The organism is Streptomyces sp. NPDC002776 (genome assembly GCF_053592195.1).
This window is the reverse complement of sequence record NZ_JBSFVG010000009.1, coordinates 172771-198788: the sequence shown is the minus strand read 5'-3', so window position 1 is coordinate 198788 and position 26018 is coordinate 172771. Positions and strand designations below refer to the sequence as shown.

Sequence of the window (26018 nt, the reverse complement as noted above, 5' to 3'; positions counted from 1 at the left end):
TGCCGGTTCAGTGCACCTTCAGCTCGTAGAACCCCCGCCCGAAGGTAGCCGCCACCAGCCGTCGGTGGCCCGGGTCGTACTCGATGTCGTCCACCGGCACCGCGGGCATGCCGCGCCCCAGCCGCATCCAGTTGCCGCCGCCCCGGAAGCTCGCGAACACGCCCTGGTCCGTGCCGATGTACAGGGCACCCCCCTTGGCGACGACGAGGTCGTTGACGGGGGCCGCGGGGAGGTTGCCGGACAGGTTCCGCCAGGTCGCGCCGCCGTCGGTGCTGCCGAGGACATGGGGGAGCGGTGAGCCGGAGCGGTAGCCGGAGTGGGTCGTCCAGACCCGGTCGGGGTCCTTCGGGTCGACGACCACCCGGGTCACCCAGGGCCTCCCCTCCGCGAGCTTGGTCCAGGTCGCCCCGAGGTCCTTGGTGACCCAGACCCGTCCGTCGTCCGTGCCGACGTACACCGTGCGTCCGTCGGAGGCGGGCGCGATCGACGTGATGGTCCCGAAGTTGGTGTAGATCGGGTCCGCGCCCGGTCCGCCGGTCAGATCCGGGCTGATGGGCTGCCAGGTCACGCCGCCGTCGGTGGAGCGGTTGAGCACTTCGGCGCCGTAGTAGAGGATCTTCGGGTCGCGTGGGTCGAAGACGACCGGGGTGAACCAGTTGCGGCGCAGAAACGTCGTGCTGTTCGCGAAGTACGTGAGGGTGTCCCCGCCGTCGGTGGAGCGGAAGCAATTGCCGTACTGGTAGCAGGCGTACACCGTGTTCACGTCGGTCGGGTCGATCAGGTTCTCCTCGCCGTCCCCGCCGAGGTACTCGTTGAAGCCGTCCCCGCCCCAGGAGCGCAGCGAGCCGTTGTCCTGGGAGCCGCCGGAGATCCGGGTGACGTCCTGCGGGCTGATCGCGGCGCTGTAGAGCTGGGTGTACGGCTCGTGCCGGGCCTTGACCCAGCCGCCGTCACCGTCGGAGTCGGAGCGGTAGACGCCGCCGTCGTTGCCGAGGTAGACGCGGCCCGGCCGGCGCGGGTCCCACACCATGGCGTGGTGGTCGACATGGATGCTGGTGTCGTCCGCGGTCCAGGTGGCGCCGCCGTCCTTCGTGGTGAGCAGGGCGACCCCGGCCACATGGACGTGCTCGGTGTCCCGGGGGTCGATCCACACCTTGCCGAACCACCAGCCGAAGCTGGACTGGGAGTTGGCCAGATCGGCGTTGTCCGGTGTGCGGTTCCAGGTGTCACCGCCGTCGGAGGAGGCGTAGAAGCCCTCGAAGGGGCCGCTCGCCTTGTTGACGATCGCGTAGAGGCGGTCCCCGGCCACGGCGAGGCCGATGCGCCCCACGTCCGGTCCCGCGGCGGGCAGTCCGCCGCCCAGCCGCCGCCAGGTCGCGCCGTCGTCGTCACTGCGGAAGACGCCCGAGCCGACACCGCCGTACGTGCGCAGGTCGGGACGGCGGCGGTGGTCCCACAGGACGGCGTAGAGGCGGTCGCCGTCCTTGACGATCTCGGTGGCGCCGGTGAACTCGTTCGTGCCCGCGAGGATCCGCTGCCAGGTCGCGCCCCCGTCCTCGGTGCGGTAGACGCCCCGGTCGCCGCCGCCGTTGTAGAGCGAGCCCGCCGCGGCGACATAGATGCGGCGGGGGTCGGCCGGGTCGATCGTGATGGCGCTGATCGCGCCGGAGTCGCGCAGGCCGAGCGGCTGCCAGCTGCGGCCGCCGTCCTTGCTGCGGTACAGCCCGGTCCCCTCGTAAGTGATGCTGCCGCCACCGGGGTTGGGCTCGCCGGTGCCCACGTACAGGGTGCCGTCGGGGGCGGTCGTGACCGCGCCCATGGCCTGGGTCCAGCTGTCCGGCCACACCGAGTGGAAGGTCTGCCCGGCGTCGGTGCTGCGCCACAGGCCGCCGCTCGCGGCCGCCGCGTACAGGGTGTCGGCGCGCCGGGGGTCCAGGGCGAGGGAGACGATCCGCCCGCCGATGTTGGTCGGCCCGACGCTCTTCCAGCGCCCGCCCACGACGGGCAGTTCACGGGCCTGGGCCGCGGCGCGGTCATGGGCGTGCCGGGGGATCGGCTGGCCGGGCAGGGTCTTCTGCAGGTAGCGGTATTCCGCGGGTGCCGCCGGACCCCGGACCGGCCGGTACACATCGGTCGGCGGCGGAGGTGGCGCCGCGGACGCGGGTGCCCCGAGCAAGGCGGCCCCGGTCACCGCGGCCAGCATCAGCGACAGCAGACCTCTGCCCATGAGAACCCCTTCGTAGTCATGGCCGCGACAAGCGACAACGACGGTACGGGAGAGGCGAGTTGAGCAGAAGGGGGCCGTTCGGCCAGTCAGGGGACAGGAGGTCGCGGGCCATCCGAAACATGCCGTTCCTTTGCGAACGCCACCCTTGACAGTCTCGGTGCGGTTTCGCCACGTTTGATCCCTGGGCCGAGGTGCGTGACGCGCACCGCGCGTCACCGGGGGGAACTGGGGGGAGCGGTCGCCCATGCGATCCATGAGCAGCACCGATACGCGGATCACCGTCCACAGACCCGGCGAACTGAGTGACCCGCTGCGCGCGGCCTGGCACCGGGCGATGGACGCGTCACCCGAGTACGCCAACCCGTTCCTGTCCCCGGAGTTCGCCCTGGGGGTCGGCGCCCACCGGCGCGGGGTCGAGATCGGCGTCCTGCACGAACACGGCGAACCTGTCGGCTTCCTGCCGTACGAACGTACCGTCCTCGGCGTGGGGAAGGCGATCGGGCTCGGCCTCTCCGACCGCCAGGCGCTCGTGCACCGGCCCGGGATCGTCTGGGACACCGAGGAACTGCTGCGCGGCTGCGGGCTCGCCAGCTTCGAGTTCGACCATCTCGTCGAGGAGCAGAAGCCGTTCGGCCGGTACGTGACCGGCACGTTCGCCTCCCCGGTGATCGACCTGGAACCGGGCGACGGGGACTACGCGCGGTGGCTGCGGGCCACTTACCCCGGCCAGGCCAAGACGACGCTGAAGAAGGAGCGCCGGCTGGGGCGCGACCTCGGTGAGGTGCGGTTCGTCTTCGACGAGCGGGACCCGAAGGTGCTGCGGCGGCTCATGGAGTGGAAGTCCGCCCAGTACCGCAGGACCGGGCGCATGGACCGGTTCGCCCGGCCCTGGATCGTCGGTCTCGTGGACCATCTGTTCCGGCTGCGCGAGGAGCACTGCACCGGCGTGCTGTCCGTCCTCTACGCCGGTGAGCGTCCCGTGGCCGCGCACTTCGGGCCGAGGTCGCGGACCGTGCTCGCCGCCTGGTTCACCGCCTACGACCCCGAGTTCCCCTCCTACTCGCCGGGGCTGATGATGCATCTGCGCACCGCGGAGGCGGCGGCCCGGCACGGGGTGCGGCTGATCGACCTCGGGCGGGGCGACAAGGAGTACAAGGACTGGCTCAAGACGCGCGAGCTGCGGGTGGGCGAGGGCTTCGCGACCCGGCCGCACCCCGTGGCGGCGGCGCACCGGATGTGCCGCAGGCCCGTGCGCGGACTGCGCAACACCGTCCTCGCCCATCCCCGTCTGCGGGAACCCGCCGACCGGCTGCTGAAGACGGTCGGCGCCCTGCGGTCCTCCCGCCGGACGGCCCCGCGAACCCCCTGAGCCGGCCCCACGGCAGCCCTCGGCGCATGCGGAGGTGCGCCGCGTCCGTCCATCCCTCGACGGAAGAAGTGGCGATGCCGTACGGAACGCGGCTCGCCGCGACGATGACGCGGCGGCTGGGACGCGAATGCGTCTACACCCCCTCGGCCCGGCTGGCCCTCTACCTGGCGCTGCGGCGCTGGTGCCGGCCCGGTGCCCGGGTGCTGATGTCGCCGGTGAACGACGACGTGATCCTCTTCGTGGTCCTCGCCGCGGGCTGCCGCCCGGTGCAGGCACCGGTCTGCGTGTGGGACGGCAACATCGACCCGGCCGCCGTACCGGAGTCCACCTGGCGCGGCATCGACGCCGTGCTGACCACCAACCTCTACGGCATCCCCGACCGCCTTCCCCAACTGCGCCGCCGCTGCGAGCAGTTGGGCATCCCGCTGATCGAGGACGCGGCCCACGCCATCGGCACCCATGTGAACGGCCGGCCGGTCGGCACCTTCGGCACGGCCGCCGCGTTCAGCCTCTCCAAGCACGTGGCCGCGACGGCCGGAGGGTTCCTCGCCGTCCAGGACGCCCGCACCCGGCGCGAGCTGGAACTGCTCCGCGACGACCTGCTCACCCCGCGCCAGTTGCGCGACGACCTCACCGTGACCCTGCGCCCGCTGGCCCGCTCGTCCGTCCGCACCCTGCACTTGGTGCGCCCGGTGTGGCGCACGATGCAGCGGCTCGGACTGCTGGAGCGCGACGCGTTCCGGATGGCCCTGCACGCCCCGCGCCTGACCGCCTCGGCCCTCTCGGCCCTCTCGGCACCGAGCCTGACCGCCTACGAGCCCTGGGTCCGCGTCGATCTGCACGGCTTCCGGGTCCGCCACGGCACCCTGGTACGCGGGCAGCTCACCCTGCGCGTGTCCCGCCTCGACGACGACCTCACCCGCCGCCGGGCCGGAGTCGCCCTGCTGGCGGGCACCACCTGGGCCTCGCCCGCCTTGCGCGAACGGGCGGTCCCCGACGGGCCCCTCCCGCTGTTCCGCGTCCCGCTCCTGGTCCACGACCGCGACGCCCTCCTGGAGCGCCTGGTGGACCACGGCATGGTCTGCGGCTACGTCTACGACCCACCGCTCGACGACTACGCGGGCGCGGAGTTCGTCGCCCCCCCGGACCCCGCCGCGGCCCGCTGGTTCGCCTCCCACGTCCTGCCCGCCGACCCGCTGACGGCGCGCCGGATGACCGGCGCCCTCACCCGGGAGCGGGCGGCGACGGCCCGGCCACCCCTGCGGGAGACGTCGACGACCGCCGTGACCTGAGAAGAGTCCCGGCAGTGTGCGGGGAGGGGTTGTTCGGGCGATGCCTCGGCGCCTAGGGTCTCTCCTCGGGAGCAAGCGCTTTCTGTTGGCAGTCCGTCGGCCGTTCGAGGAGCGCCGCATGTCCGTGTTGTCCGGGAACCCCGTCCGCCGCCGCGTCGCCGTCGTCGGCACCGGTGCCATCGTCAGCGGCAGCCATCTGGCCGCCCTCGCCGCCCACGCCGACCGGACGGAACTGGTCGCCGCCGTCGACGTGGACCCGGGCAGACTCGCCGCCTTCCGGGAACTGGCGGGCGACGCGGTCACCGGATACACGTCGATCGACGCGATGCTGGACGCCGAACGCCCCGACCTGGTGCTCATCGGCACCCCGCCCTCCCTGCACCGGGAGCAGACGGTGGCCGCGCTCAAGGCCGGCGCCTGGGTGCTGTGCGAGAAGCCGCTGACCCTGTCCCTCGCCGAGTACGACGAGATCGCGGCGGCCGAGGAGGCCTCCGGCGCCTACGCCGCCGTGATCTTCCAGCACCGCTACGGCTCCGGCGCCGCGCACGCCCGCGAGCTGATCGCCGGGGGTGAGCTGGGCGCCCCGCTGGTCGCGCACTGCCAGACCACCTGGCACCGGGACGCGCGGTACTACGCGGTGCCCTGGCGCGGCCGTTGGGCGAGCGAGGGCGGCGGCCCGACCATGGGCCACGGCATCCACCAGTACGACCTGCTGCTGCACCTGCTCGGCGAGTGGGACGAGATCCGCGCGATGGCGGCGCGGCTGGTCCACGACACCGAGAGCGAGGACGTCTCCACCGCACTGGTCCGCTTCGCCAACGGCGCCCTCGCCACCGTCGTCAACAGCGTGCTCTCCCCGCACGAGATGAGCCGCATCCGCGTCGACTGCGCGGACGCCACCGTCGAACTGACCCACCTGTACGGTCACCGCAACGAGGACTGGGTCTACACCCCGGCCCCCCATGTCGCCGCCGGCCGCGCCGACGCCTGGCGCACCCCCGCCACCGACGTCCCCAGCTCCCACACCGCCCAGCTCGGCGGCCTCCTCGACGCGTACGACGCGGGTGTACGGCCCCCCGGCAGCGGCCCCGAGGCGCGGGCCACGCTGGAGTTCGCCGCCGCGCTGTACAAGTCGGCGTTCACCGGCCTGCCGGTCCGCTCCGGGGAGATCACGCCGGGCGATCCCTTCTACGCGGCCATGCACGGAGACCACCCCGACTGGGCCCCCGAGGAGCGCGCATGAGCATCCGGGTCAGCCACACGCACGGCGAGCACCTCGCGGTCGCGGCGGCGAACGGCACGGAGATCCTCCGCTACGTCTACCGCCCCGACCCCGAGGCCTTCGAGTCCCGCAAGCCCTACGCCCACCCGCTGCGCACCCTGTCCGGCCGTACGGTCACCGGGTACCGGCCCAGCGACCACCGCTGGCACAAGGGCCTGCAGATGACCGCGAGCCACCTGTCCGGGCAGAACTTCTGGGGCGGCAACAGCTACGTCCACGGCGAGGGATATCTGCGCCTGCCCGAGCGGGTCGGCTCGATGCGCCACGACGGCTTCCCCGGGTGCACGGTGACCGACGACGCTCTCGCCGTCACCGAGGAACTGACCTGGCTGGCCCACGGCGGCGAGGAGTGGGCGCGCGAGACCCGCGGCCTCACCGTCCACTCCGTCGACGAGGGGGCCGGGGCCTGGGCCCTGGACTGGTCGATCCGGCTCACCAACGTGCGGGACACCCCCCTGCGGTTCGGGTCACCCACCACCGCCGGGCGCGCGATGGCGGGCTACACCGGACTCCAGTGGCGGGGACCGCGCGACTTCACCGGTGGCACGGTCTTCGCTCCCGGCACCGACCCGGAGAAACTGATGGGCTCCCAGGGCCCCTGGCTGGCCTTCACCACCGAGCACGACGACGTCGACGCGCACTCCACGATCGTCTTCGCGCACGCGCCGGAGAACCTCGACGCGATCCACGAGTCCCACTGGTTCGTGCGCTCCGAGCCCTTCCCCACGGTCGCGTTCTCCTGGGCGTTCTTCGAGGAGTTCGCGCTGCCGCCGGGCGAGTCCTTCCGCTACCGCTACCGGGTGCTGATCGCCGACGGCGCCTGGGACGCCGAGCGCGTGGCCGCGCATCTGGCGGGCCTGCCGTGGTGAGGCCCGCCCTGCCGCGTCCGCTGCCCGGCGCCGTCGGCCTGTCCCCACCGCCTACGACTGGGAGTCGGCGGACGGCGTGTGCGGCGGCAGCCCGCATCTGCACCTGGTGTGCACCGAGGCGTACGTCGTCACCGGCGGCCGGGGTGCCGTGCAGACCCTGAGCCCCGACGGCTACCGGGACATCCCGCTGGAGCCCGGCACCCTCGCCTGGTTCACACCCGGCACCGTCCACCGCATGGTGCAGGGCGGGGACCTGCGGGTCACCGTGCTGATGCAGAACAGCGGGCTGCCCGAGGCCGGGGACGCGGTGTTCACCTTCCCGCCCGACGTGCTCGCCGACCCCGAGCGGTACGCGGCGGCGGCAACGCTCCCGCCCGGTACGGGAGTCGGCACGGCCGAGGCCGCCCGGCGCCGCAGGGACCTCGCCGTCGAGGGCTACCTCGTCCTGCGCGAGGCCCTTGTCGCGGGCGACGACGGCCCGTATCTGGCCTTCCAGCACGCCGCCGCCCGGCTGGTGCGCGACAAGGTGACGGCCTGGCGCGAGCTGTGGCAGGCGGGGGCACGTGCCGCGGCGGAACGCACCGGCGCCCAGCTCGACGCCCTCGCCGCGGGGGAACCGGCGTACCTGAACGAGGCGACGGCACACCAGGCTTCACCGACGCGGCTCGGCGGGTTCGGGATGTGCGGGAGGCGGGACGAGTACACGCTGCCGGGGGCGACGCTGCCGTAAGGGCGCGTCGGGGGCCCCCTTCTGCTTCCGGGGACGCCGGTGTCAGCGCGGCTGATACGCCCTCGGCAGGCGCATGCCCCGCTCAGCCATGATCTCCCGTACCCGGTCGGGGTAGTTGGTGATGATGCCGTCCACCCCGGCGTCCATCAGCGCCTCCACCGTGGCCGGGTCGTCGCAGGTCCACGGGACGACCTTCAGGCCCCGGGCGTGCGCCGCCTCGACCATCGCCGCGTCGGCGTAGAAACGGAAGCCGGGGTCGCCGACCTTGCCGCTCTGCGGGAAGCCGTAGTTGGGGGAGAGGGTGGTGACCCCGGGGAGGGTGTCGGCGGCCTTCACGAAGTCGCCGTCGTAGTCGTCGGCGTCGATCCCGCCGAGCCACGGGGAGGCGCCTTCCTTGCCGACCTGGAGGAAGTCGTAGTTGGTGAGCGCCACCAGCGGCCACTTGGGCGCCAGCTTGTGCATCGCCTTCAGCGCACCCCAGTCGAAGGACTGGATGGTGACCTGCCGCTCGATGCCGGAGCGGCGGATCTCCTCGTGGACGCGGCGGACGAACAGCTCGCGGGGCGCGGTCTGTTCGGGGGCGCCCGCCTCCACCTTCGTCTCGATGTTGAGGGTGACCTGCCGGGCCTTGGAGCGCTTGACCAGGTTCAGGACGTCCTTCAGCTCGATCATCCGCAGACCGGCGATCCGCTCCTGCTCGGGGTGGCCGGGCAGCTGCTGGTAGCCGCAGTCCATCGTCCGGATCTGAGCGAGCGTCAGATCCTTGATGTACTTGCCGACGTACGGGTACATCGGGTCGCCCGGCACCAGGGGCGCGGTGTCCCGGCACTTGGTGGCGCTGACCTGGCGGTCGTGGGTGACGACTACCTTCTCGTCCTTGGTGACCTGGGTGTCCAGCTCCAGCGTGGACACGCCCAGCCGCAGGGCCTTGGCGAAGCCCTCCAGCGACGACTCGGTGGTCATGCCGAGGCCGCCGCGGTGGGCCTGGAGGTCGAAGGACGGCCGGTGCCGGGCGTCGGGCTCGTGCGCCGCAGCCGGGACGGTGAACACCGGCAACAGCGCCAGGCCGGCGAGGACGTGTCGTGCGGACATGGCAACCTCGATCGTGTGGGTTCGGGCGACCAGAAGACGCTAGTGCGGGGGCGGACGCGCTCGACTGCCCCGGGGTGAGGGAGCCGTGAACGCTGAGCGAACGCCTCACCGCGCACCCAGCGTGCCTTACGTTGAGGTCCATGACTACGGGCGATGCGTATGGGCGGGTTCTCGTCATCGGAGGCTACGGAGCCGTCGGCGCCGCGGTCACCTCCCGGCTGGCGGAGTGGTTCCCCGGGCGGGTGGTTCCGGCCGGGCGGGACGAGGTCCGGGCCCGCCGGTTGGGAGGCGTGGCGGTCGACGTCGGGGACCTGACGGGGTTCCGGCGGGCGCTGGACAAACTCGGTGACGTGCGTGCGGTGGTGCTCTGCGTCGAACCCGAGGACGCCTCGCTCGCCCGGGTCTGCCTGGACCGGGGCATCCATCTGGTGGACGTGGGCGCTTCCCGGGACCTGCTCGACGCCGTCGCCGACTGTGACGGTCTCGCCGCCGCGTCCGGGGCCACGGCCGTGCTGAGCGTCGGTGTGGCGCCCGGTCTGACCAACCTGCTCGCCCACCGCGCCCACCAGGCGGTCGGCGGCGCGGAGCGGCTCGATCTGACGGTGCTGCTGGGCTCCGGCGAGCGCCACGGCACCGACGCGGTGCGCTGGACCGTCGACGGTCTGGCCGAGCCGGTGACGGCCGGGCCGCAGAAGGTCTCTCTGCCGGGACACGGCACCCACAGCGCGTATCCGTTCCCGTTCTCCGACCAGTACACCCTGCGCCGCACGCTCGGCGTGCCGGAGGTGACGACGCGGCTGTGCCTGGACTCCCGCGCCCAGACCACCGCGCTCTTCGCGCTGCGCCGGACGGGAGTGCTGCGCGGCGAGCGGCGGGCACCGGTGCGGCGCGCGCTGACCGGCGTCTTCCGCCGCGTACACCTCGGCGGAGACGCGTTCGCGCTGCGAGCGGACGCCCACCGGGGCGACCGGCACGCCGCGTTCGCCCTCACCGGCCACGAGCAGAGCCGGGTGACGGCCCTGGTCACCGCCGAGGTGACCCGCGAGCTGCTGACCGACCGACTGCCGACCGGCGTACGGCACATCGAGCAACTACCCACCCTGACCGACCTCCCCGAACGGCTGGCCGGGGACGGGGTGGTGGTGTGGCGGCGGGGCTTGCGGTGAAGCGGCGTGCGCGGGGCGCGAGCTGAGGCGGGTGACCCGAGTGGGGGTGCCGCGGCGGGTGGGGCTGCGTGCCGTGTTCCACCGGGGGCGGGCAGGTCCGGGTGACTTGGCGTGGTGGCTGTGGGCGGACGGTGTGGCACGACGAGGGACTGGCTGGCTGGGGGTGGGGTGGTATTGCGGCGGGCCCGGCTGTGAGCCGTGTTCCGCCAGGGCCGGGCAGGTCCGGTTGACCGGCGTGGTGGTGCCGCGGCCGGAGGCTGCGGCCTCGCGCCCCACTCGGCGCCGGATCTGCGCGCCCCGGCGGGCAGACCGGTCAGCGCGGGCAGTCGCTCACTGTGCCGGACCGCCTGGCGCCTGCCGCCAGCCCGGTCACCGGGCTCTGCTCGCGCCCCGCGAACACGACTTCACAGCCCCGTCCAGCGGGCCCAGCCGCCGCGTCAAGGACGCCCAAGACGTCGCGGGCCTCCTGTGTCTGCGCTCAAGTCGCCGCACCGCCCGCCGGTGACCGCCACCCCGGTCACCCGGAAACGGGCAGGTGCCCGGCCGCCGGGCGGAGCGGCCGGGCGCCGGGCCCGGGTCAGGCGGTGGCCCTGAAGGACCGCAGCCGCAGGGAGTTGCCGACCACGAAGACCGAGGAGAAGGCCATGGCCGCTCCGGCGAGCATCGGGTTGAGCAGGCCGGCCGCGGCGAGCGGCAGCGCGGCCACGTTGTAGGCGAAGGCCCAGAACAGGTTGGAGCGGATCGTGCCGAGGGTCCGGCGGGCCAGCCGGATGGCGTCCGCCGCGGCCCGCAGGTCTCCGCGGACCAGGGTCAGATCACCGGCCTCGATCGCCGCGTCCGTCCCCGTGCCCATCGCCAGGCCGAGGTCGGCCTGGGCCAGCGCGGCCGCGTCGTTGACGCCGTCGCCGACCATCGCCACCGAACGCCCCTCGCCCTGCAGCCGCTTGACGACATCGACCTTGTCCTGCGGCAGCACCTCGGAGATGACATGCTCCGGCGCGATCCCCACCTGCCGGGCCACGGACTCGGCCACGGCCCGGTTGTCCCCGGTGAGCAGCATCGGCGTCAGACCGAGCGCCCGCAGCCTGCTGATCGCCTCCGCGCTGGTCTCCTTCACGGCGTCGGCGACCTCCAGCACGGCCCGCGCCCGGCCGTCCCAGGCCACGGCGATGGCGGTACGGCCGCCCGCCTCGGCCTCGGACTTGGCCCGCGCCAGCGCCGGCGGCAGTTCCATGGCCCACTCCGCGAGGAGCCGCTCCCGGCCCACCAGGACCGCGTGGCCGTCGACGATGCCCTGCACACCCAGCCCGGGCACGTTCGCGAAGTCCTCCGGCACGGGCAGCGCACCCAGCTTCTCCAGGGCGCCGTCCGCGACGGCACGGGCGATCGGGTGCTCGGAGGCGTGCTCCAACGCGCCCGCCAGCCGCAGGACTTCGGCCTCGTCGGTGCCGTCGGCCGTGTGCACAGCGAGCAGGGTCATCCGGCCGGTGGTGACGGTGCCGGTCTTGTCGAGGACGACGGTGTCGACCTTGCGGGTGGACTCCAGCACCTCGGGGCCCTTGATCAGGATGCCGAGTTGGGCACCCCGCCCGGTGCCGACCATCAGCGCGGTGGGCGTGGCGAGCCCCAGGGCGCAGGGGCAGGCGATGATCAGGACGGCGACGGCCGCGGTGAAGGCGGCGGTCACCCCGGCACCGCTGCCCAGCCAGAAGCCCAGCGTGCCCAGCGCGAGGGCGATCACGATCGGCACGAAGACGGCGGAGATCCGGTCGGCGAGCCGCTGCGCCGCTGCCTTGCCGTTCTGCGCGTCCTCCACCAGCCGCGCCATCCGGGCCAGTTGGGTGTCGGCGCCGACCCGGGTGGCCTCGACGACCAGGCGCCCGCCCGCGTTGATCGTGGCCCCGGTGACGAAGTCGCCCGCGCCGACCTCGACCGGCACCGACTCACCGGTGAGCATCGAGGCGTCGACGGCGGACGAGCCCTCGACGACCACACCGTCCGTGGCGATCTTCTCGCCCGGCCGTACGACGAACCGGTCGCCGACCTTCAACTCGCCGATCGCCATGCTCTGTTCGCCCCCGTCACGCAGCACGGTGACGTCCTTGGCGCCCAGCTCCAGCAGCGCCTTCAGGGCCGCGCCCGCCTTGCGCTTGGAGCGCGCCTCGAAGTACCGCCCGGCCAGGATGAACGCGGTGACTCCGGCGGCCGCTTCCAGATAGATGTTCCCAGAGCCGTCGCTGCGGGAGATGGTCAGCTCGAAGGGGTGCGTCATCCCCGGCTCGCCGGCCGTGCCGAGGAACAGCGCCCACAGCGACCACAGGAAGGCGGCCGAGGTGCCGACCGAGATCAGCGTGTCCATGGTGGCCGCGCCGTGCCGCGCGTTGGTGAACGCGGCCTTGTGGAACGGCCAGGCGGCGTAGGTCACGACGGGCGCCGCCAGGGTGAGGGACAGCCACTGCCAGTACTCGAACTGCAGGGCCGGAATCATGGCCATCGCGACGACCGGTACGGCCAGGACGACGGCGGTGATCAACCGTTCCCGCAGTGGCTGCAGCTCGTCCCGCTCGGGTGCCTGTTCAGGCTCCGGGACAGGGAGTTGGGCGGTGTACCCGGTGGCCTCGACGGTCGCGATCAGATCGTCGACGGAGACGTCACCGCCGTAGGAGACCTTCGCCTTCTCGGTGGCGTAGTTGACGGTGGCGGTGACGCCGTCCATGCGGTTCAGCTTCTTCTCGATGCGCGCCGCACACGAGGCGCAGGTCATGCCGCCGATGGTGAGTTCCGTGTCGATGGTGGTGGTCATTGTCTGCTCCTCGTGTGGGCGTGCGGGGGTCAGGCTCGGCCGGTGAGCTCGTATCCGGCGTCGTCGACGACCTCGGCGATCAGCGTGTCGTCCGGTTCGGCGTTGCTGCTGACGGTGACCTGGCCCCGGTCGAGGTCGACCTCCACCCGGTGACGCCGTCCAGCTCGCCGATGACCTTGGTGAGCGTGGCCTTGCAGTGGCCGCAGGACATCCCGGCGACGGCGTAGGTGGTGATCGTCTGCGTGGTCATGAGGTGCCTCCTGGATAGACTGTCGATATACCCGGTGGGGGTATCACGTCCGGTGGATCCATGTATACCCATGGGGGGTATCGAAAGCAAGTGGGATCCAGGGTTGACTTCATACCCCCTGGGGGTATGGTGGGCGGCATAGAGACCGTGAGACCAAGGAGATCGTCATGAATGCCGGACTGAAGATCACCGCCTTCGCCGCCGGCCTGGCCGCCACCTTCGGCACCGCCTACGGCGTGGGCAAGGGCGTAGGACCGGTCGGGGAGGACCCCGCGCCCGCGCGCCACGAGAGCCACAGCGGGGCCTCACCGAGCCCGGAGAAGGGCGGCGGTCACCAGGCGGCGCCCGGCGGGCTCCAGATCTCCGAGGGCGGCTACACCCTCGACCTGAAGACCCCGGCCCTCGCCGCCGGCACCCGCACCGACCTGCGCTTCGTCATCCGGGACGACAGCGGCCGCGCGGTGACCGCCTACCAGCGCGAGCACGACAAGGAACTCCATCTCATCGTCGCCTCGCGCGACCTCGTCACCTACCGCCACCTGCACCCGACCCGCGCCGCCGACGGTACCTGGAGCACCCCCGTCGACCTGCCCCGCGCGGGCGGCTACCGCGTCTTCGCCGACTTCACCCCGGCGAAGAAGGGCGCCGCGAACCTGACCCTCGGCGCCGACCTCGCCGCCTCCGGCCCGTACCGGCCCCAGCACCTCCCGGCCCCGAAGGCCACCGCCGAGGTCGACGGCTACCAGGTCCGCCTGGACGGCACCCTGCGCCCCGGCGCGGCGAGCGAGCTGAAGCTGAGCGTGTCACGCGACGGCAAGCCCGTCACCGACCTCCAGCCCTACCTCGGCGCCTACGGCCACCTGGTCGCCCTGCGCTCCGGTGACCTCGCCTACCTGCACGTCCACCCGAACGGCGAACCCGGCGACGGCAGGACGAAGCCCGGCCCCGGCGTCTCCTTCAGCGCGACCGCGCCGAGCAGCGGCACCTACCGCCTCTTCCTCGACTTCAAGCACGACGGCAAGGTCCGCACCGCAGCGTTCACCGTGCGCACCGGAGCGGCGCCGGCCCCGTCACCGGAGGGGACCGCCTCGCACGAGGAGGCCCCCGGCCACGGCCACTGACCTCAGCCGAGCGCCCGGTCGAGGTTGAAGGCCGCGCTGATCAGCGCCAGGTGGGTGAACGCCTGCGGGAAGTTGCCCTGTTGCTCCCCGGTGTGGCTGATCTCCTCGGCGTACAGGCCCAGATGGTTGGCGTAGGTGAGCATCTTCTCGAACGCCAGCCGGGCCTCGTCGACGCGGCCGGCGTGCACCATGGCCTCGACGTACCAGAAGGAGCAGATCGAGAACGTGCCCTCGTCGCCGCGCAGTCCGTCGGGGCTGGCCACCGGGTCGTAGCGGTAGACCAGGGAGTCGGAGACCAGATCCTGGGTCAGGGCGTCCAGGGTGGACAGCCACTTCGGGTCGGTCGGCGCGATGAACTTCGTCAGCGGCATCATCAGGACGGCCGCGTCCAGCACGTCGTCGTCCTCGTGCTGGACGAAGGCCTGGCGCGTCTCCGACCAGCCCTTGCTCATGATGCGGCGGTAGATGGTGTCCCGGCAGTTGCGCCAGTGGACGATGTCGGCGGGCAGCCCGCGCCGGTTGGCCATCCGGATCGCCCGCTCGATCGCCACCCAGCACATCAGCCGCGAATACAGGAACTTCTTGCGCCCGCCCCGGGTCTCCCAGATCCCCTCGTCCGGCTGGTCCCAGTGCTCGCACACCCAGTCCACCAGCGCGCACACGTCGTCCCACTGGTCGCTGGAGATCGGCTTGGCCCACTTGTCGTAGAGGTAGATCGAGTCGATCAGGGCGCCGTAGATGTCGAGTTGGAGCTGTTCGGCGGCGGCGTTGCCGATGCGGACCGGCGCGGACCTGCGGTGGCCCTCCAGATGGCCGAGCTCCCGCTCGGTGAGATCGGTGCGGCCGTCGACGCCGTACATGATCTGCAACGGGCCCGAGGGCTTGCCGTCGCCCGGACTGACGTGCCGGGTCACGAAGTTCATGAACGCCTCGGCCTCGCCGGTGAAGCCGAGACGCAGCAGCGCGTACACGCAGAAGGCGGCGTCGCGCACCCACACATAGCGGTAGTCCCAGTTGCGTTCGCCGCCGATCTGCTCGGGCAGGCTGGTCGTCGGCGCGGCGACGATCGCTCCGGTGGGCGCGTAGGTGAGCAGCTTGAGGGTGAGCGCCGAGCGGTGCACCATCTCCCGCCAGCGGCCCCGGTACTTGGAGGCGGACAGCCAGTGCCGCCAGTACGCGACGGTGGTGCTGAACTGCTCCTCCGCCTCGGTCCGGGCACACCTGCGCGGCGGCACCTCGCCGCCGACCTGGTCGAGCGCGAACACCGCCGACTCGCCCTCGGAGAGCTTGAAGTCGGCCCGCACATCGAGGCCGTCGGGCTCCAGCGGCACCGTGGCGGTCAGGCCGAGCGACAGCTTGGGGGACTCGAAGACCGCCACGTCGCCGGCCATCCGGACGGTGTGCGGCTGAGTGCCGTAGTCGAAGCGGGGGGCCACCCGGGTGCGGAACGGGATGGTGCCGCGCACGCACAGCACGCGCCGGATCAGCCGGTGCCGCTCGGTCTCCACCGCGTCGCCGTCGACCGGCATGAAGTCCTGCACCTCACCGACGCCGTCCTCGGTGAAGAAGCGCGTGATCAGGACGTTGGTGTCCGGGAAGTAGAACTGCTTGGTCTGCGCCGGTACGGCCGCCGCCAGCTCGAAGGACCCGCCGCGCTCGGCGTCGAGGATGGCGGCGAAGACGCTCGGCGCGTCGAACGCCGGGCAGCAGTACCAGTCGATCGTGCCGTCGGTCCCCACCAGGGCCACGCTGCGCAGATCGCCGATCAGGCCGTGCTCGGCGATCGGCAGATAACGCGAAGCCCCGGGGGCGTCGTCCTGGTCGCTCGGTGCTGTTCCGCTCATCGCAGCCTCCCTGGCCCCCGACACCGCCACGTCACCAGCCTAGGCGGAAAGGGGTACCCCGTGGGCGCGTAACGGCGTCAGACCGTGACGACCTCGATACCCGCCTCCGTGAACCGCCGGACCGTGTCGGCGCCGGCCGCCGTGTCGGTGACGAGGGTGTCCACCGCGTCGGGCGCGCAGATCCGGGCGAACGCGCGGCGGCCCAGCTTGCTGGAGTCGGCGGCGACGACCACCCGTCCCGCCCGCTCGCACAGCAGCCGGTTGATCGCGGCCTCCGCCTCGTCGTTGGCCGCCGCCCCGTGCGCCACGTCGAAGGCGACGACACCGAGCACCGCCACATCGAGGGTGATCTGCCCGAGCACCCCGTCCGCGAGCGGCCCGATGAGTTCGTACGACTGCGGACGCGCGACCCCGCCGGTCACGACGATCTTGAACTGGGGCCGTACGGCAAGCTCGTTGGCGATGTTCAGGGCATTGGTGACCACGGTCAGCGCCGGGGAGCCGGTGGCCAGGTCGCCGCGCACGGCCAGCGCGCGGGCCACCTCGGTCGTCGTCGTGCCGCCGGTCAGGCCCACCGCCTCACCGGGGGCGACCAGTGCGGCCACCGCCTTGGCGATGCGCTCCTTCTCCGAGGCGTGCCGGGCGGTCTTGTAGCGCAGGGGCAGCTCGTAGGAGACACCGTGGACGACGGCGCCGCCGCGGGTGCGCACCAGCATCTGCTGCTCGGCCAGCTGATCGAAGTCGCGGCGGATCGTGGCGGCCGAGACCGCCAGCTCGGCGGCGGCCTCCTCCACGTCGAGACGGCCGCGCTCGACGAGCAGTTCCAGCAGTGACTTCCAGCGGGCGTCGCGCGACATCCGCACCTCCGTTCCTCGATCTCCCGGCGACCCTAACGCACCCCCACTTCACCGGAATGCTTGATTCTGCTCGAAAGCTGGCTATATCTTGCAGGAAAAATCACACCAGGGGAGGGGTGGGCATGACCCACGTCGAGGAGGAGCTGGCCGGCCAGCCCGAATGCTGGGCCCGGGCCGCGACGCAGGCGACCACGGAGGGCGGGGCGCTGCCCGCGCCGGGGGAACGGGTCGCGATCGTCGGCTGCGGCACCTCGTACTTCATGGCGCAGTCGGCCGCAGCCCTGCGCGAGGGCGCGGGCCAGGGGGAGACGGACGCCTTCGCCGCCTCGGAGTTCCCGCGCGGACGTACCTACGACCGGATCGTCGCCCTCACCCGCTCCGGCACCACCACCGAAGTGCTGGACCTGCTCGGCCAGGTGCGGGGCCGCACCCGCACCACCGCGATCACCGCCGACCCGCACACCCCCGTCATGACGGCCGCCGACGACGTCGTCGTCCTCGACTACGCCGACGAACGCTCCGTCGTGCAGACCCGCTTCGCGACCACCGCGCTCACCCTGCTCCGCGCCCACCTGGGCCTGCACACCGACGCTGTCGTCGCCGACGCCCGCGCCGCGCTGGCCGCCCCGCTGCCCGAAGGGCTCGTCGACAGCGCGCAGTTCACCTTCCTCGGCCGCGGCTGGACCGTCGGGCTCGCCCACGAGGCCGCACTGAAGATGCGCGAGGCAGCCCAGGCGTGGACCGAGTCCTACCCGGCGATGGAGTACCGGCACGGCCCGATCAGCATCTCCGCGGACGGCACCGCGACCTGGATGCTCGGCGAGCCGCCCGAGGGCCTCGAAGCACAGGTCCGCGCCACCGGCGCCGCCTGGGTGACCGCCGGCCTCGACCCGCTCGCCGACCTGATCCGCGCCCAGCGCCTCGCGGTCGCCGTCGCCCGGGCCCACGGCCTCGACCCGGACCGCCCGCGCCACCTCACCCGCTCGGTGATCCTCGCCCCCTGACGCCGCCGACCTCCCCGACGTCCACGGAAGGACCCAGCCGTGCCCCTCGTCACCACCGGCGAGCTCGTCACCCGGGCCGCACAACAGCGCTCCGCCGTCGCCGCCTTCAACATCATCACCCTGGAGCACATCGAGGCCGTCATCGCCGGAGCCGAGGCCGCGCAGGCCCCCGTCGTCCTCCAAGTCAGCGAGAACGCCGTCAAGTTCCGCTACGGCCGGCTGCTCCCGCTCGCCCGGGCCGCCGTCGCCGCCGCCGAACGCGCCGCCGTCCCCGTCGCGCTGCACCTCGACCACGTCCAGAGCGACGACCTGCTGCGCCAGGCACCCGGCGCCGGCTTCAGCTCCGTGATGTACGACGCGGCCCGGCTGCCCTACGCCCAGAACCTCACCGCGACCCGGGCCGCCGCCGACTGGGCGCACGCCCAAGGGCTCTGGATCGAGGCCGAGTTGGGCCAGGTCGGCGGCAAGCAGGGACAGCCCGCCCTCGACGCCCACGCCCCCGGCGCCCGCACCGACCCCGCCCAGGCCCGCGCCTTCGTCGCCGACTCGGGAGTGGACGCGCTCGCCGTCGCCATCGGCAGCACCCACGCCATGACGACCCGCACGGCCACCCTCGACCACGACCGCCTCGAGCGGCTCGCCGCCACCGTGGACGTCCCCCTCGTCCTGCACGGCTCCTCCGGCCTGCCGGACGCCGAACTCACCGCGGCGGTGACCGGAGGCATCGCCAAGGTCAACATCGGCACCGCCCTCAACATCGCCATGACCGGCGCCATCCGCACCCACCTCGCGGCGCACCCCGAGGCGGTCGACTCGCGCACCTACCTGAGCGCCGGGAGGGAGGCGATGGCGCGGGCCGTGACCGGGATCGTCCGCACCCTGGCAGGCGCTATCGCCTGACCGCCTTCAGCACCACGAACTTCGGGTCACCGGAGACCAGTTGGCAGTTCCCGAACAGGCGGCGCAGCTTGGCGTGATAGCCCAGATGGCGGTTGCCGACGACCCAGAGCTCGCCGCCCGGCCGCAGCGCGCGCTGCGCCCCGGTGAACATCCGCCACGCCGTCGCGTCGGTGGTCGTCTGGTGCGAGTGGAAGGGCGGGTTGTTCAGCACCAGGTCGACACTTCCGGCCGGCACCCCGGCCAGACCGTCGCCCACCCGGAACTCGGCGTGCCCCGGCACCCCGTTCGCCCGGTACGTCGCCTCCGCCGACGCGACCGCCTGGAAGGACTCGTCCACGAACAGCACCTCGGCCTCGGGGTTGCCCAGCGCCACCGCCGTACCGACGACGCCGTTGCCGCAGCCGAGGTCCACCACCCGCAGGCTGCCCCGGCTGTCCGGCAGATGCGCCAGGAAGAACCGGGTGCCGATGTCGAGCCGGTCCGCGCAGAAGACACCCGCGTGGTTGACGACCGTACGACCGGAGACCGCGCCGACGCCGTCGGGCAGCTCATAGCTGTACGGCCACGGGGTCGCGCCCCGCTTCAGCGCCGGGTCCGGCGTGCAGAAGATCAGCCGCGCCTTCTTCTCGGCGAGGGAGGTCCGGGTCGGGCCGAGGATCCGCTCGAACAGTTTCAGCGTCGAGGTGTGGATCTCCTTCACCATGCCGGTGCCGACCACGACCGTGTCCGCGTGCACGGCGGGCGCCAGCCTGAGCAGCTGGTCCTCCAGCAGCGCCAGGCTCTTCGGGACCCGCACCAGCAGCACGTCGATCCGCTCCGGCGGCGGGTCCTGCGTGGTGAGCAGCCGCACGGCACCGGGCTCGACCCCGGCCCGCGCCAGGTTCGCCCGGGTCGCCTCCTGGGCGAGGTGGGAATCGGTGATCTGCGTCGGCCGGTGCGGCGCCAGCGCCGTGACCAGCGCGCCCCAGCGGTCACCGACCACCACGACCGTCCCGGACAGCGGCATCTCCCGGTCCGCGAGATGCCGCAGGAGGTACTCGTCGGAGGCGTCCCAGGCGCGCAGCCGGTCGCGCGGGTCCTCCGGGAAGCGGGACAGCAGGGTCTCGCCCCACGGCGTCTTCATACAGTCGTCCATCGTCCGTCCAGGCTAGCGGAACCCCAGCTCAGGGCAGGATGGAGGGATGGACGCCGAGCTGTTCCCGAGGCCCCGCGCGCAGCTCGCGCCGGGCGCGGTGCACATACCGGACTGGCTGGACCCGGACCGGCAGCGCGAGCTGCTGGCGGCCTGCCGGGAGTGGGCCCGGCCGCCGGCGGGGCTGCGCACGGTGCACACCCCGGGCGGCGGCACGATGACCGCGCGGCAGGTGTGCCTGGGCTGGCACTGGTATCCGTACGGCTACGCCCGCACCGTCGTCGACGGCGACGGCGCCCCGGTCAAGCCCTTCCCGGCCTGGCTCGGCGAGCTGGGCCGGCGGGCGGTGCGGGACGCGCTCGGGGACGGGGCGGCGGCGCCGTACGACATCGCGCTGATCAACTTCTACGACGCCGACGCCCGCATGGGCATGCACCGCGACAGCGACGAGGAGGCGGACGCCCCGGTGGTGTCGCTGAGCCTCGGGGACGCCTGCGTCTTCCGCTTCGGCAACACCGAGGGCCGGACCCGGCCGTACACGGACGTGGAGCTGCGCAGCGGGGACCTCTTCGTGTTCGGGGGACCGTCCCGGCTCGCCTATCACGGGGTGCCCAAGGTGTATCCGGGCACCGCGCCGCCCGAGTTGGGGCTGACCGGGAGGCTGAACGTCACGCTCAGAGTCAGTGGCCGGTAGACCGGCGCACCTGCGGATCATGGGAGACTCGCCCTCATGAGCGGCAAGGCTGACCCCCGGCCGGCGGGGGAAGGGACCACCTCGAGGACGCGGTTGGACCGGGGGCGCGGTGCGCTCGGGCCCGCGCTGGAGCTCGTGCACACCGGACGCGCCCCCACCCGTGCCGTGCTCACCGCCGAACTCGGGGTGACCCGGGCCACGGCCGGCGCGGTCGCCGCCGAACTGGAGGCGCTCGGCCTGATCCGGGTCGACGCCCGGCCCGGCGCGGCGGCCGGCTCCCAGGGCCGCCCCTCGCACCGGCTCGAACTCGCCGAGGACGGCCCCGTCGTCCTCGCCGCCCAGGTGCACGCCGACGGCTTCCGGGCCGCGCTGGTGGGCCTCGGCGGGCGGATCGTCGCCACCGCGCCGGGCTGCGAGACCGTCGACGCCGACCCGGCGAAGGTCCTCGGCTCGGTCGTCGAGGCGGGCGCGGACCTGCTGCGCACGACCGGCCGGCGCTGCGTGGGCGCGGGCCTCGCCGTGCCGTCCGCCGTCGCCGAACCCGACGGTCTCGCCCTGAACCCGCTGCACCTGGCGTGGGCCGTGGGTGCCCCGGTGCGCAGGATCTTCGCCGAGTGCGTACGGGCGGCCGGGATCGGCGGACCGGCGTTCGCGGGCAACGACGTCAACCTCGCCGCGCTCGCCGAGCACCGGCACGGCGCCGGGCGCGGTGCCCGGGACCTGCTGTGCGTGGCCACCGGGCACCGGGGCGTGGGCGGCGCGCTGGTGCTCGACGGGCGGCTGCACACCGGAAGTTCGGGGCTCGCCCTGGAGGTCGGCCACCTCACCGTGAACCCCGAGGGCCGCCCCTGCCACTGCGGCAGCCGCGGCTGTTTGGACGTCGAGGCGGACCCGCTGGCCCTGCTCACCGCCGCGGGCCGGGAAACCGGCCCCGAGGTGTCGCTGCTGCAGCAGGCCAACGACCTGATCCGGCACCACTACGACGACCCGGACGTCCGCACCGCCACCGAGGCGCTGATCGACCGGCTCGGCCTCGGCCTCGCGGGCCTGGTGAACATCCTCAACCCGGACCGCATCATCCTCGGCGGCCTGCACCGCACCCTGCTGGCCGCCGACCCGGACCGGCTGCGCGCGGTGGTCGCCGACCGCAGCCTGTGGGGGCAGAGCGGCGGCGTGCCGATCCTGGCGTGCACGCTCGACCACAACAGCCTGGTGGGCGCGGCCGAACTGGCCTGGCAGCCGGTGCTGGACGATCCCCTGGGCGCGCTGACCCCCCGGTGAACCACCGGGCCGCTCCTAGGCCGCGGACGCCACCCGGCGCGGCCTCGGCACCAGTTCGCCGCCGCAGTTGGGGCACACCTGACGCATCGTCTCGCCGCACGGCACACAGAAGCTGCACTCGTAGGAGCAGATGAGGGCGGGCCCGTCGGCCGGCAGGGCCGCCGTCCCGCAACGCTCGCAGCGGTCACGCATCTCCAGGGCCATCTCCGCGCCTTTCCTCGGCATCGTCCGTGTCGGCTTCCATCCTCCGCGCGCCGGGCGTGGCCGAAAGGGGCCGTCGGGACAGAGATCAACAGGATCGGGCCAGCCGCAGGGCCGGGCGACGGATCATCCGCCGCGCGGGCCCCTCCGACTCAGCCGGTCCCGCTCGGGTGCCGACAGATGCAGCACCTGGAACACGTCACCTTCGGTCTCGGGCGCCTCCTGCTGCCACAGCGAGAAGTGCACGGACTCCCAGGCCCCGGTGTCCACTCCGGCCGCCGCCAGCACCGCCCCCTCCCGCGCCGCGAGCCGCCGCGCCTCGCTCAGCGCGCCCTCGGCGACGTCGGCCAGGCGGGCCCCCTCCGGCACCGGTCGTCGCCGCCGTACCGCCGTGCGCGCCCGAGAACCGCTGCCCTCCGCATACGCCAGCCCGGTCCACCCTCGCACCGAGGGCCTTCCGAAGTCGTCGCAGATCCCCTGGAAACCGCCGCCCCACAGAAAGGAGTTCATGCCCTCCGCGGTGTTCCAGAGGTAGAACGGCGCGTACTGGCTGACCGGCGAACCGTGCACCCCGCGCTCGCGCATCAGATAGGCCTTCAGCCCGAGCCCCTCCCAGCGGTCGAGCAGATGCCCCCGCTCGGCGACCCGCCGCCTGATGATGCCCATGTCGTAGTCGGCGGGCAGGCTGATCTCGTACTGCATCGCGTGCACAGAAACCCCCTAGACGGTCGGACGGAGCAGGGCGAGCAGCCCCCGGACCCCGGTGTCGAACGCGGCCGGGGAACTCGACGCGCGGGCCAGCACATAGCCGCCCTGGACGGTCGCGACGATCGTCGCCGCGATCTCCTCGCCGTCCAGGCCGGGAGCGAACTGCCCCTGCTCCTTGCCCTCCTCGACGATCCCGGCGAGCCGTTCGCGCAGCCAGTCCAGGGTCTCGTCGACCGGCGCGCGCAGCTGTTCGCTCGCGACGATCTCCGGGTCCATGGTCAGCCGCCCGACCGGACAGCCGCGCAGCACCTCACGCTCACGCCGCAGATAGCCCTCGATGCGCTCGTACGGCGTCCCCGGCGCGCTCAGGACCGCCTCCGCGGTGGCCCGCAGTTCCTCGGCGGTCCGCCGGATCGCGGCCAGGGCGAGGTCGGGCTTGCCCTTGAAGTGGTGGTACATGCTGCCCTGCCCGGCCCCGGACCGCTCCAGGATCGCCTTGGGACTGGTACCGACGTAACCGCGCTCCCACAGCAACGCGCGCGTGGACTCGATCAGCCGCTCGGGGGTGCTCATACCCTCACTGTACATACTAGTAGTTACAGAAGCCAGTGACGGCTGAGCCGGGGGCCACGATGCCGATCGCGCGCAACCCCGGAGGGCTGAGCGCGATCGGCGTCACCGCAGAAATCTCACCGCCCGGTCAGCCGACAGCGGCTGACCGGGCGGGAGCATGTTCGGGCCTGCGCAGATCGACACGCGGTCCGATGTCCGTGTACCGGTGCGTGTCCAGCACCGTCCGCCGTGGCGGACGCGCCGCCGCTGCCCTGGCCGACGCCGGGGTCGGCAGCGTGAACCACACGACCTTGCCCGACTCGCCGTCCGGCCGCACACCCCAGCTCTCGCTGACGGCGGCCACCATCGCGAGGCCCCGGCCGCACGTGGCGAGGGTCGCGACCTCGTCGATGTCCTCCACGACCGGCAGACGCGGGTCGTGGTCGTGCACGGAGACCATGAGCCGGTCGAGCAGCAGCTCGATCTCCACCGTGCACATCTTGTCGGGCTGTGCGTGCTGGTGGACGTTGGTCAACAGCTCCGTCACACCGAGCGCCGCCCGGTCTATCAAGGGATCCAGATGCCAGTAGCGCAACTGCGCAGATACGATTCTGCGGACCTGGCCGATCCGCGACGGCAGGGCTTGGAGCTCCACCGTGCAGTGCCTGCTTGGGTGACTGATCACGGCTGCGACTCCCCGACTTGAGGTCCGGAAGAACACGGGATTCGGATCGATCCAGCAGAGTGCCTGGTACAACGGCCGCCTGCTGTCGTGGCCGGCGGCTGGTTCGCAGCGTTATCGCCGGTAAACCCATAGTGACGTGAGACCAGCGTGACGCAGCGGGTGAGGTACCGCAACTCGCCGTACATCAGCGGTTACGTCCCGCAGCCTTCCGTACCGCCTCGATGAACCGGCGCGCCGCGGGCGGCCCCGCCTCTCCGGGCGCCGGGTCGTGGTCGCCCAGGGTCAGCAGGTACCGGTTGCCGTTGAGGTCCGCGAGCGCCCGGTCGTCCGGTACGAACCAGGGCTTGGACGCCCGCACCGCCTGCACCGGCGCGCTGTCGATCTCGCTGCCGTAGCTGGTGAGCAGTTCGAGCCGACCGCCGCTGATCCGGACCTGCCCGGCCCGGGTGAGCGAGCGCAGCCGCTTCCCGATCCGCACGCCCGTCGCCGTGAACTCCGGCTCCGCCATGCCGTCCCGCCCCCTTGCGCGTGTCGTTCGGCCGGACCGAAGGGTCTGAGCGGGCGAGGTCCGGCTCGGGTGCGTGATCCCGTGTGTGCCCTCGGTGAAGTCTGCCCCCGTCCGGCGTCGAGCACCAGTACGTGACGTGGGTCGCCCGTGCGGGGCCGGAGCACTCGCCCGAGTGCGCCCCCCACCGGTCGCGCGGCGCTGCCCCCAGGGTGGCCTTTGAGCTGCCCAAAGGTGTGTTTATGCAGGTGAGAAGGGTGCTGAAGGTGTCTATGATCGGGGCGTCGGCCGCGCGAGTCGCCGTCGGCGCGAAGCGTAAGGAGCCCGTCGTGAGCACCCCTCAGCAGACCCGGACCGGCGCGACCCTCGACGTCGATCACACCGATGTCGGGTATCGGCACTGGCTGAAAGAGGCCGTCCGCAAGGTCCAGGCCGACGCGAACCGCTCGGCCGACACGCATCTGCTCCGCTTCCCGCTGCCGGAGAAGTGGGGCATCGACCTGTACCTGAAGGACGAGTCGACCCACCCGACGGGCAGCCTCAAGCACCGCCTGGCCCGCTCGCTCTTCCTGTACGGCCTGTGCAATGGCTGGATCAGGCCGGGGTGCCCGGTGATCGAGGCGTCCAGTGGCTCGACGGCGGTGTCCGAGGCGTACTTCGCGAAACTGATCGGAGTGCCGTTCATCGCGGTCATGCCGCGCACGACCAGTGCCGAGAAAATCCGCCTCATCGAGTTCCACGGCGGGCAGTGCCACTTCGTGGACGACCCGCGCACCATGTACGAGGAGTCCGCCCGCCTCGCGGTGGAGACCGGCGGCCACTACATGGACCAGTTCACCTACGCGGAACGCGCCACGGACTGGCGCGGCAACAACAACATCGCCGAATCCGTCTTCCGCCAGCTGGAGTTGGAGCGGTATCCGGAGCCCGCGTGGATCGTGGCGACGGCGGGCACCGGCGGCACGTCGGCGACCATCGCCCGGTACGTCCACTACATGCAGCACGACACCCGAATCTGTGTCGCCGATCCGGAGAACTCCTGCTTTTTCGAGGGCTGGACCACCGGCGATCCGGACGTCACCTGCGACTGCGGCTCGCGCATCGAGGGCATCGGCAGACCGCGGATGGAACCGAGCTTCGTGCCCGGCGCGATCGACCGCATGATGAAGGTCCCGGACGCGGCGAGCGTGGCCGCCGTACGGGCGCTGGAGAAGGTCATCGGCCGCAAGGCGGGCGGCTCGACCGGCACCGGGCTGTGGAGCGCGCTGAAGATCGTCGCCGAGATGGTGGCCGAGGGCCGGCAGGGCAGCGTGGTGACGCTGCTGTGCGACCCGGGCGACCGCTACCTCGACAAGTACTACTCGGACGCCTGGCTCGCCGAACAGGGCCTGGACATCCAGCCGTACACCGAGGCGATCGAGTCGCTGCTGGAGACGGGCGTCTGGCCGTCCTGA

The 26018-nt window shown here is 72.6% G+C and carries 22 protein-coding genes and 2 pseudogenes; 12 read left to right on the top strand and 12 right to left on the bottom strand.

The window, feature by feature from the left end; translation table 11 throughout:
- Positions 1-7 precede the first annotated feature (7 nt).
- Positions 8-2227 carry a WD40/YVTN/BNR-like repeat-containing protein gene (locus ACWD11_RS20115; protein WP_451284485.1) on the bottom strand — a complete coding sequence of 740 codons (2220 nt, stop codon included), beginning with the start codon at positions 2225-2227 and terminating at the stop codon, positions 8-10.
- Between the two features lie 244 nt (positions 2228-2471).
- Between ACWD11_RS20115 and ACWD11_RS20110 the strand changes: the two genes are divergently transcribed.
- From ACWD11_RS20110 to ACWD11_RS20090, 5 genes and pseudogenes are all read left to right on the top strand, one after another.
- On the top strand, positions 2472-3596 hold the full coding sequence (locus ACWD11_RS20110; RefSeq protein WP_451284483.1) for a GNAT family N-acetyltransferase: 1125 nt from the start codon (positions 2472-2474) through the stop codon (positions 3594-3596).
- 74 nt (positions 3597-3670) lie between these two features.
- Positions 3671-4888, top strand: a complete 1218-nt coding sequence (locus tag ACWD11_RS20105; RefSeq protein WP_451284481.1) for a DegT/DnrJ/EryC1/StrS family aminotransferase — start codon at positions 3671-3673, stop codon at positions 4886-4888.
- A gap of 127 nt (positions 4889-5015) precedes the next feature.
- The gene (locus ACWD11_RS20100) at positions 5016-6131 is read left to right on the top strand and encodes a Gfo/Idh/MocA family protein (protein ID WP_451284627.1); all 1116 of its coding nucleotides are present in this window, start codon (positions 5016-5018) and stop codon (positions 6129-6131) included.
- On the top strand, positions 6128-7039 hold the full coding sequence (locus tag ACWD11_RS20095) for a DUF6807 domain-containing protein (RefSeq protein ID WP_451284479.1): 912 nt from the start codon (positions 6128-6130) through the stop codon (positions 7037-7039). The genes ACWD11_RS20100 and ACWD11_RS20095 overlap by 4 nt, the downstream gene beginning before the upstream one ends.
- Positions 7033-7769 (top strand): annotated as a pseudogene (locus ACWD11_RS20090) (cupin). The gene ACWD11_RS20095 and the pseudogene ACWD11_RS20090 overlap by 7 nt, the downstream one beginning before the upstream one ends.
- A 42-nt stretch (positions 7770-7811) precedes the next feature.
- Here the strand turns inward: ACWD11_RS20090 and ACWD11_RS20085 are convergent.
- The gene (locus ACWD11_RS20085; RefSeq protein WP_451284478.1) at positions 7812-8861 is read right to left on the bottom strand and encodes a glycerophosphodiester phosphodiesterase family protein; all 1050 of its coding nucleotides are present in this window, start codon (positions 8859-8861) and stop codon (positions 7812-7814) included.
- 140 nt (positions 8862-9001) lie between these two features.
- On the opposite strand from ACWD11_RS20085, the gene ACWD11_RS20080 reads away from it, so the two are divergent.
- A complete protein-coding gene (locus tag ACWD11_RS20080) occupies positions 9002-10027 on the top strand; it encodes a saccharopine dehydrogenase (RefSeq protein ID WP_451284476.1) in 1026 nt (341 codons plus the stop codon).
- 577 nt (positions 10028-10604) lie between these two features.
- Here ACWD11_RS20080 and ACWD11_RS20075 read toward each other — a convergent pair.
- A complete protein-coding gene (locus tag ACWD11_RS20075) occupies positions 10605-12830 on the bottom strand; it encodes a heavy metal translocating P-type ATPase (protein ID WP_451284474.1) in 2226 nt (741 codons plus the stop codon).
- Between the two features lie 29 nt (positions 12831-12859).
- A pseudogene (locus tag ACWD11_RS20070) lies at positions 12860-13080 on the bottom strand (heavy-metal-associated domain-containing protein).
- A gap of 167 nt (positions 13081-13247) precedes the next feature.
- Here ACWD11_RS20070 and ACWD11_RS20065 point away from each other — a divergent pair.
- The gene (locus tag ACWD11_RS20065) at positions 13248-14201 is read left to right on the top strand and encodes a hypothetical protein (RefSeq protein WP_451284472.1); all 954 of its coding nucleotides are present in this window, start codon (positions 13248-13250) and stop codon (positions 14199-14201) included.
- A gap of 2 nt (positions 14202-14203) precedes the next feature.
- Here the strand turns inward: ACWD11_RS20065 and ACWD11_RS20060 are convergent, their stop codons facing one another.
- Together ACWD11_RS20060 and ACWD11_RS20055 are read right to left on the bottom strand one after the other, a co-directional pair.
- Complete coding sequence (locus tag ACWD11_RS20060; RefSeq protein ID WP_451284470.1) at positions 14204-16045, bottom strand: glycoside hydrolase family 15 protein; 1842 nt, start codon at positions 16043-16045, stop codon at positions 14204-14206.
- A 77-nt stretch (positions 16046-16122) separates the two neighbouring features.
- Positions 16123-16902: a DeoR/GlpR family DNA-binding transcription regulator gene (locus ACWD11_RS20055; protein WP_451284468.1), complete on the bottom strand. Its 780-nt coding sequence runs from the start codon at positions 16900-16902 to the stop codon at positions 16123-16125.
- Positions 16903-17024: 122 nt separating this feature from the next.
- Between ACWD11_RS20055 and ACWD11_RS20050 the strand changes: the two genes are divergently transcribed.
- On the top strand, positions 17025-17906 hold the full coding sequence (locus tag ACWD11_RS20050) for an SIS domain-containing protein (protein ID WP_451284466.1): 882 nt from the start codon (positions 17025-17027) through the stop codon (positions 17904-17906).
- 39 nt (positions 17907-17945) lie between these two features.
- Positions 17946-18806: a class II fructose-bisphosphate aldolase gene (locus tag ACWD11_RS20045; protein WP_451284464.1), complete on the top strand. Its 861-nt coding sequence runs from the start codon at positions 17946-17948 to the stop codon at positions 18804-18806.
- Here the strand turns inward: ACWD11_RS20045 and ACWD11_RS20040 are convergent.
- A complete protein-coding gene (locus tag ACWD11_RS20040) occupies positions 18796-19929 on the bottom strand; it encodes a methyltransferase (protein ID WP_389417979.1) in 1134 nt (377 codons plus the stop codon). The genes ACWD11_RS20045 and ACWD11_RS20040 overlap by 11 nt on opposite strands.
- A gap of 58 nt (positions 19930-19987) precedes the next feature.
- Between ACWD11_RS20040 and ACWD11_RS20035 the strand changes: the two genes are divergently transcribed.
- Both ACWD11_RS20035 and ACWD11_RS20030 read left to right on the top strand, forming a co-directional pair.
- A complete protein-coding gene (locus ACWD11_RS20035) occupies positions 19988-20632 on the top strand; it encodes an alpha-ketoglutarate-dependent dioxygenase AlkB family protein (RefSeq protein ID WP_451284462.1) in 645 nt (214 codons plus the stop codon).
- Positions 20633-20668: 36 nt separating this feature from the next.
- The gene (locus ACWD11_RS20030; protein ID WP_389417814.1) at positions 20669-21913 is read left to right on the top strand and encodes an ROK family protein; all 1245 of its coding nucleotides are present in this window, start codon (positions 20669-20671) and stop codon (positions 21911-21913) included.
- Positions 21914-21928: 15 nt separating this feature from the next.
- Here the strand turns inward: ACWD11_RS20030 and ACWD11_RS20025 are convergent, their stop codons facing one another.
- The 5 genes from ACWD11_RS20025 to ACWD11_RS20005 all read right to left on the bottom strand — a co-directional run bounded on the left by ACWD11_RS20025 (position 21929) and on the right by ACWD11_RS20005 (position 24567).
- Positions 21929-22117 carry a DUF1272 domain-containing protein gene (locus tag ACWD11_RS20025; RefSeq protein ID WP_389417980.1) on the bottom strand — a complete coding sequence of 63 codons (189 nt, stop codon included), beginning with the start codon at positions 22115-22117 and terminating at the stop codon, positions 21929-21931.
- 123 nt (positions 22118-22240) lie between these two features.
- A complete protein-coding gene (locus ACWD11_RS20020) occupies positions 22241-22825 on the bottom strand; it encodes a DUF4865 family protein (RefSeq protein ID WP_451284460.1) in 585 nt (194 codons plus the stop codon).
- Between the two features lie 9 nt (positions 22826-22834).
- Positions 22835-23410, bottom strand: coding sequence for a TetR/AcrR family transcriptional regulator (locus ACWD11_RS20015; protein ID WP_451284458.1), 576 nt, complete (start codon positions 23408-23410; stop codon positions 22835-22837).
- A 112-nt stretch (positions 23411-23522) separates the two neighbouring features.
- A complete protein-coding gene (locus tag ACWD11_RS20010) occupies positions 23523-24059 on the bottom strand; it encodes an ATP-binding protein (protein ID WP_389417817.1) in 537 nt (178 codons plus the stop codon).
- Between the two features lie 184 nt (positions 24060-24243).
- Positions 24244-24567 (bottom strand): hypothetical protein, encoded by a 324-nt coding sequence (locus tag ACWD11_RS20005; protein ID WP_389417818.1) that lies wholly within the window; start codon positions 24565-24567, stop codon positions 24244-24246.
- A 326-nt stretch (positions 24568-24893) separates the two neighbouring features.
- Between ACWD11_RS20005 and ACWD11_RS20000 the strand changes: the two genes are divergently transcribed.
- Complete coding sequence (locus ACWD11_RS20000) at positions 24894-26018, top strand: L-cysteine desulfhydrase Cds1 (RefSeq protein WP_389417819.1); 1125 nt, start codon at positions 24894-24896, stop codon at positions 26016-26018.

Excerpts from the sequence above, each read along its gene's own strand:
- ACWD11_RS20115 (WP_451284485.1), bottom strand. The coding sequence starts at position 2,227 with ATGGGCAGAGGTCTGCTGTCGCTGATGCTGGCCGCGGTGACCGGGGCC.
- ACWD11_RS20110 (WP_451284483.1), top strand. The coding sequence starts at position 2,472 with ATGCGATCCATGAGCAGCACCGATACGCGGATCACCGTCCACAGACCC.
- ACWD11_RS20105 (WP_451284481.1), top strand. The coding sequence starts at position 3,671 with ATGCCGTACGGAACGCGGCTCGCCGCGACGATGACGCGGCGGCTGGGA.
- ACWD11_RS20095 (WP_451284479.1), top strand. The coding sequence starts at position 6,128 with ATGAGCATCCGGGTCAGCCACACGCACGGCGAGCACCTCGCGGTCGCG.
- ACWD11_RS20085 (WP_451284478.1), bottom strand. The coding sequence starts at position 8,861 with ATGTCCGCACGACACGTCCTCGCCGGCCTGGCGCTGTTGCCGGTGTTC.
- ACWD11_RS20080 (WP_451284476.1), top strand. The coding sequence starts at position 9,002 with ATGACTACGGGCGATGCGTATGGGCGGGTTCTCGTCATCGGAGGCTAC.
- ACWD11_RS20075 (WP_451284474.1), bottom strand. The coding sequence starts at position 12,830 with ATGACCACCACCATCGACACGGAACTCACCATCGGCGGCATGACCTGC.
- ACWD11_RS20065 (WP_451284472.1), top strand. The coding sequence starts at position 13,248 with ATGAATGCCGGACTGAAGATCACCGCCTTCGCCGCCGGCCTGGCCGCC.
- ACWD11_RS20060 (WP_451284470.1), bottom strand. The coding sequence starts at position 16,045 with ATGAGCGGAACAGCACCGAGCGACCAGGACGACGCCCCCGGGGCTTCG.
- ACWD11_RS20055 (WP_451284468.1), bottom strand. The coding sequence starts at position 16,902 with ATGTCGCGCGACGCCCGCTGGAAGTCACTGCTGGAACTGCTCGTCGAG.
- ACWD11_RS20050 (WP_451284466.1), top strand. The coding sequence starts at position 17,025 with ATGACCCACGTCGAGGAGGAGCTGGCCGGCCAGCCCGAATGCTGGGCC.
- ACWD11_RS20040 (WP_389417979.1), bottom strand. The coding sequence starts at position 19,929 with ATGAAGACGCCGTGGGGCGAGACCCTGCTGTCCCGCTTCCCGGAGGAC.
- ACWD11_RS20035 (WP_451284462.1), top strand. The coding sequence starts at position 19,988 with ATGGACGCCGAGCTGTTCCCGAGGCCCCGCGCGCAGCTCGCGCCGGGC.
- ACWD11_RS20030 (WP_389417814.1), top strand. The coding sequence starts at position 20,669 with ATGAGCGGCAAGGCTGACCCCCGGCCGGCGGGGGAAGGGACCACCTCG.
- ACWD11_RS20025 (WP_389417980.1), bottom strand. The coding sequence starts at position 22,117 with ATGGCCCTGGAGATGCGTGACCGCTGCGAGCGTTGCGGGACGGCGGCC.
- ACWD11_RS20015 (WP_451284458.1), bottom strand. The coding sequence starts at position 23,410 with ATGTACAGTGAGGGTATGAGCACCCCCGAGCGGCTGATCGAGTCCACG.
- ACWD11_RS20005 (WP_389417818.1), bottom strand. The coding sequence starts at position 24,567 with ATGGCGGAGCCGGAGTTCACGGCGACGGGCGTGCGGATCGGGAAGCGG.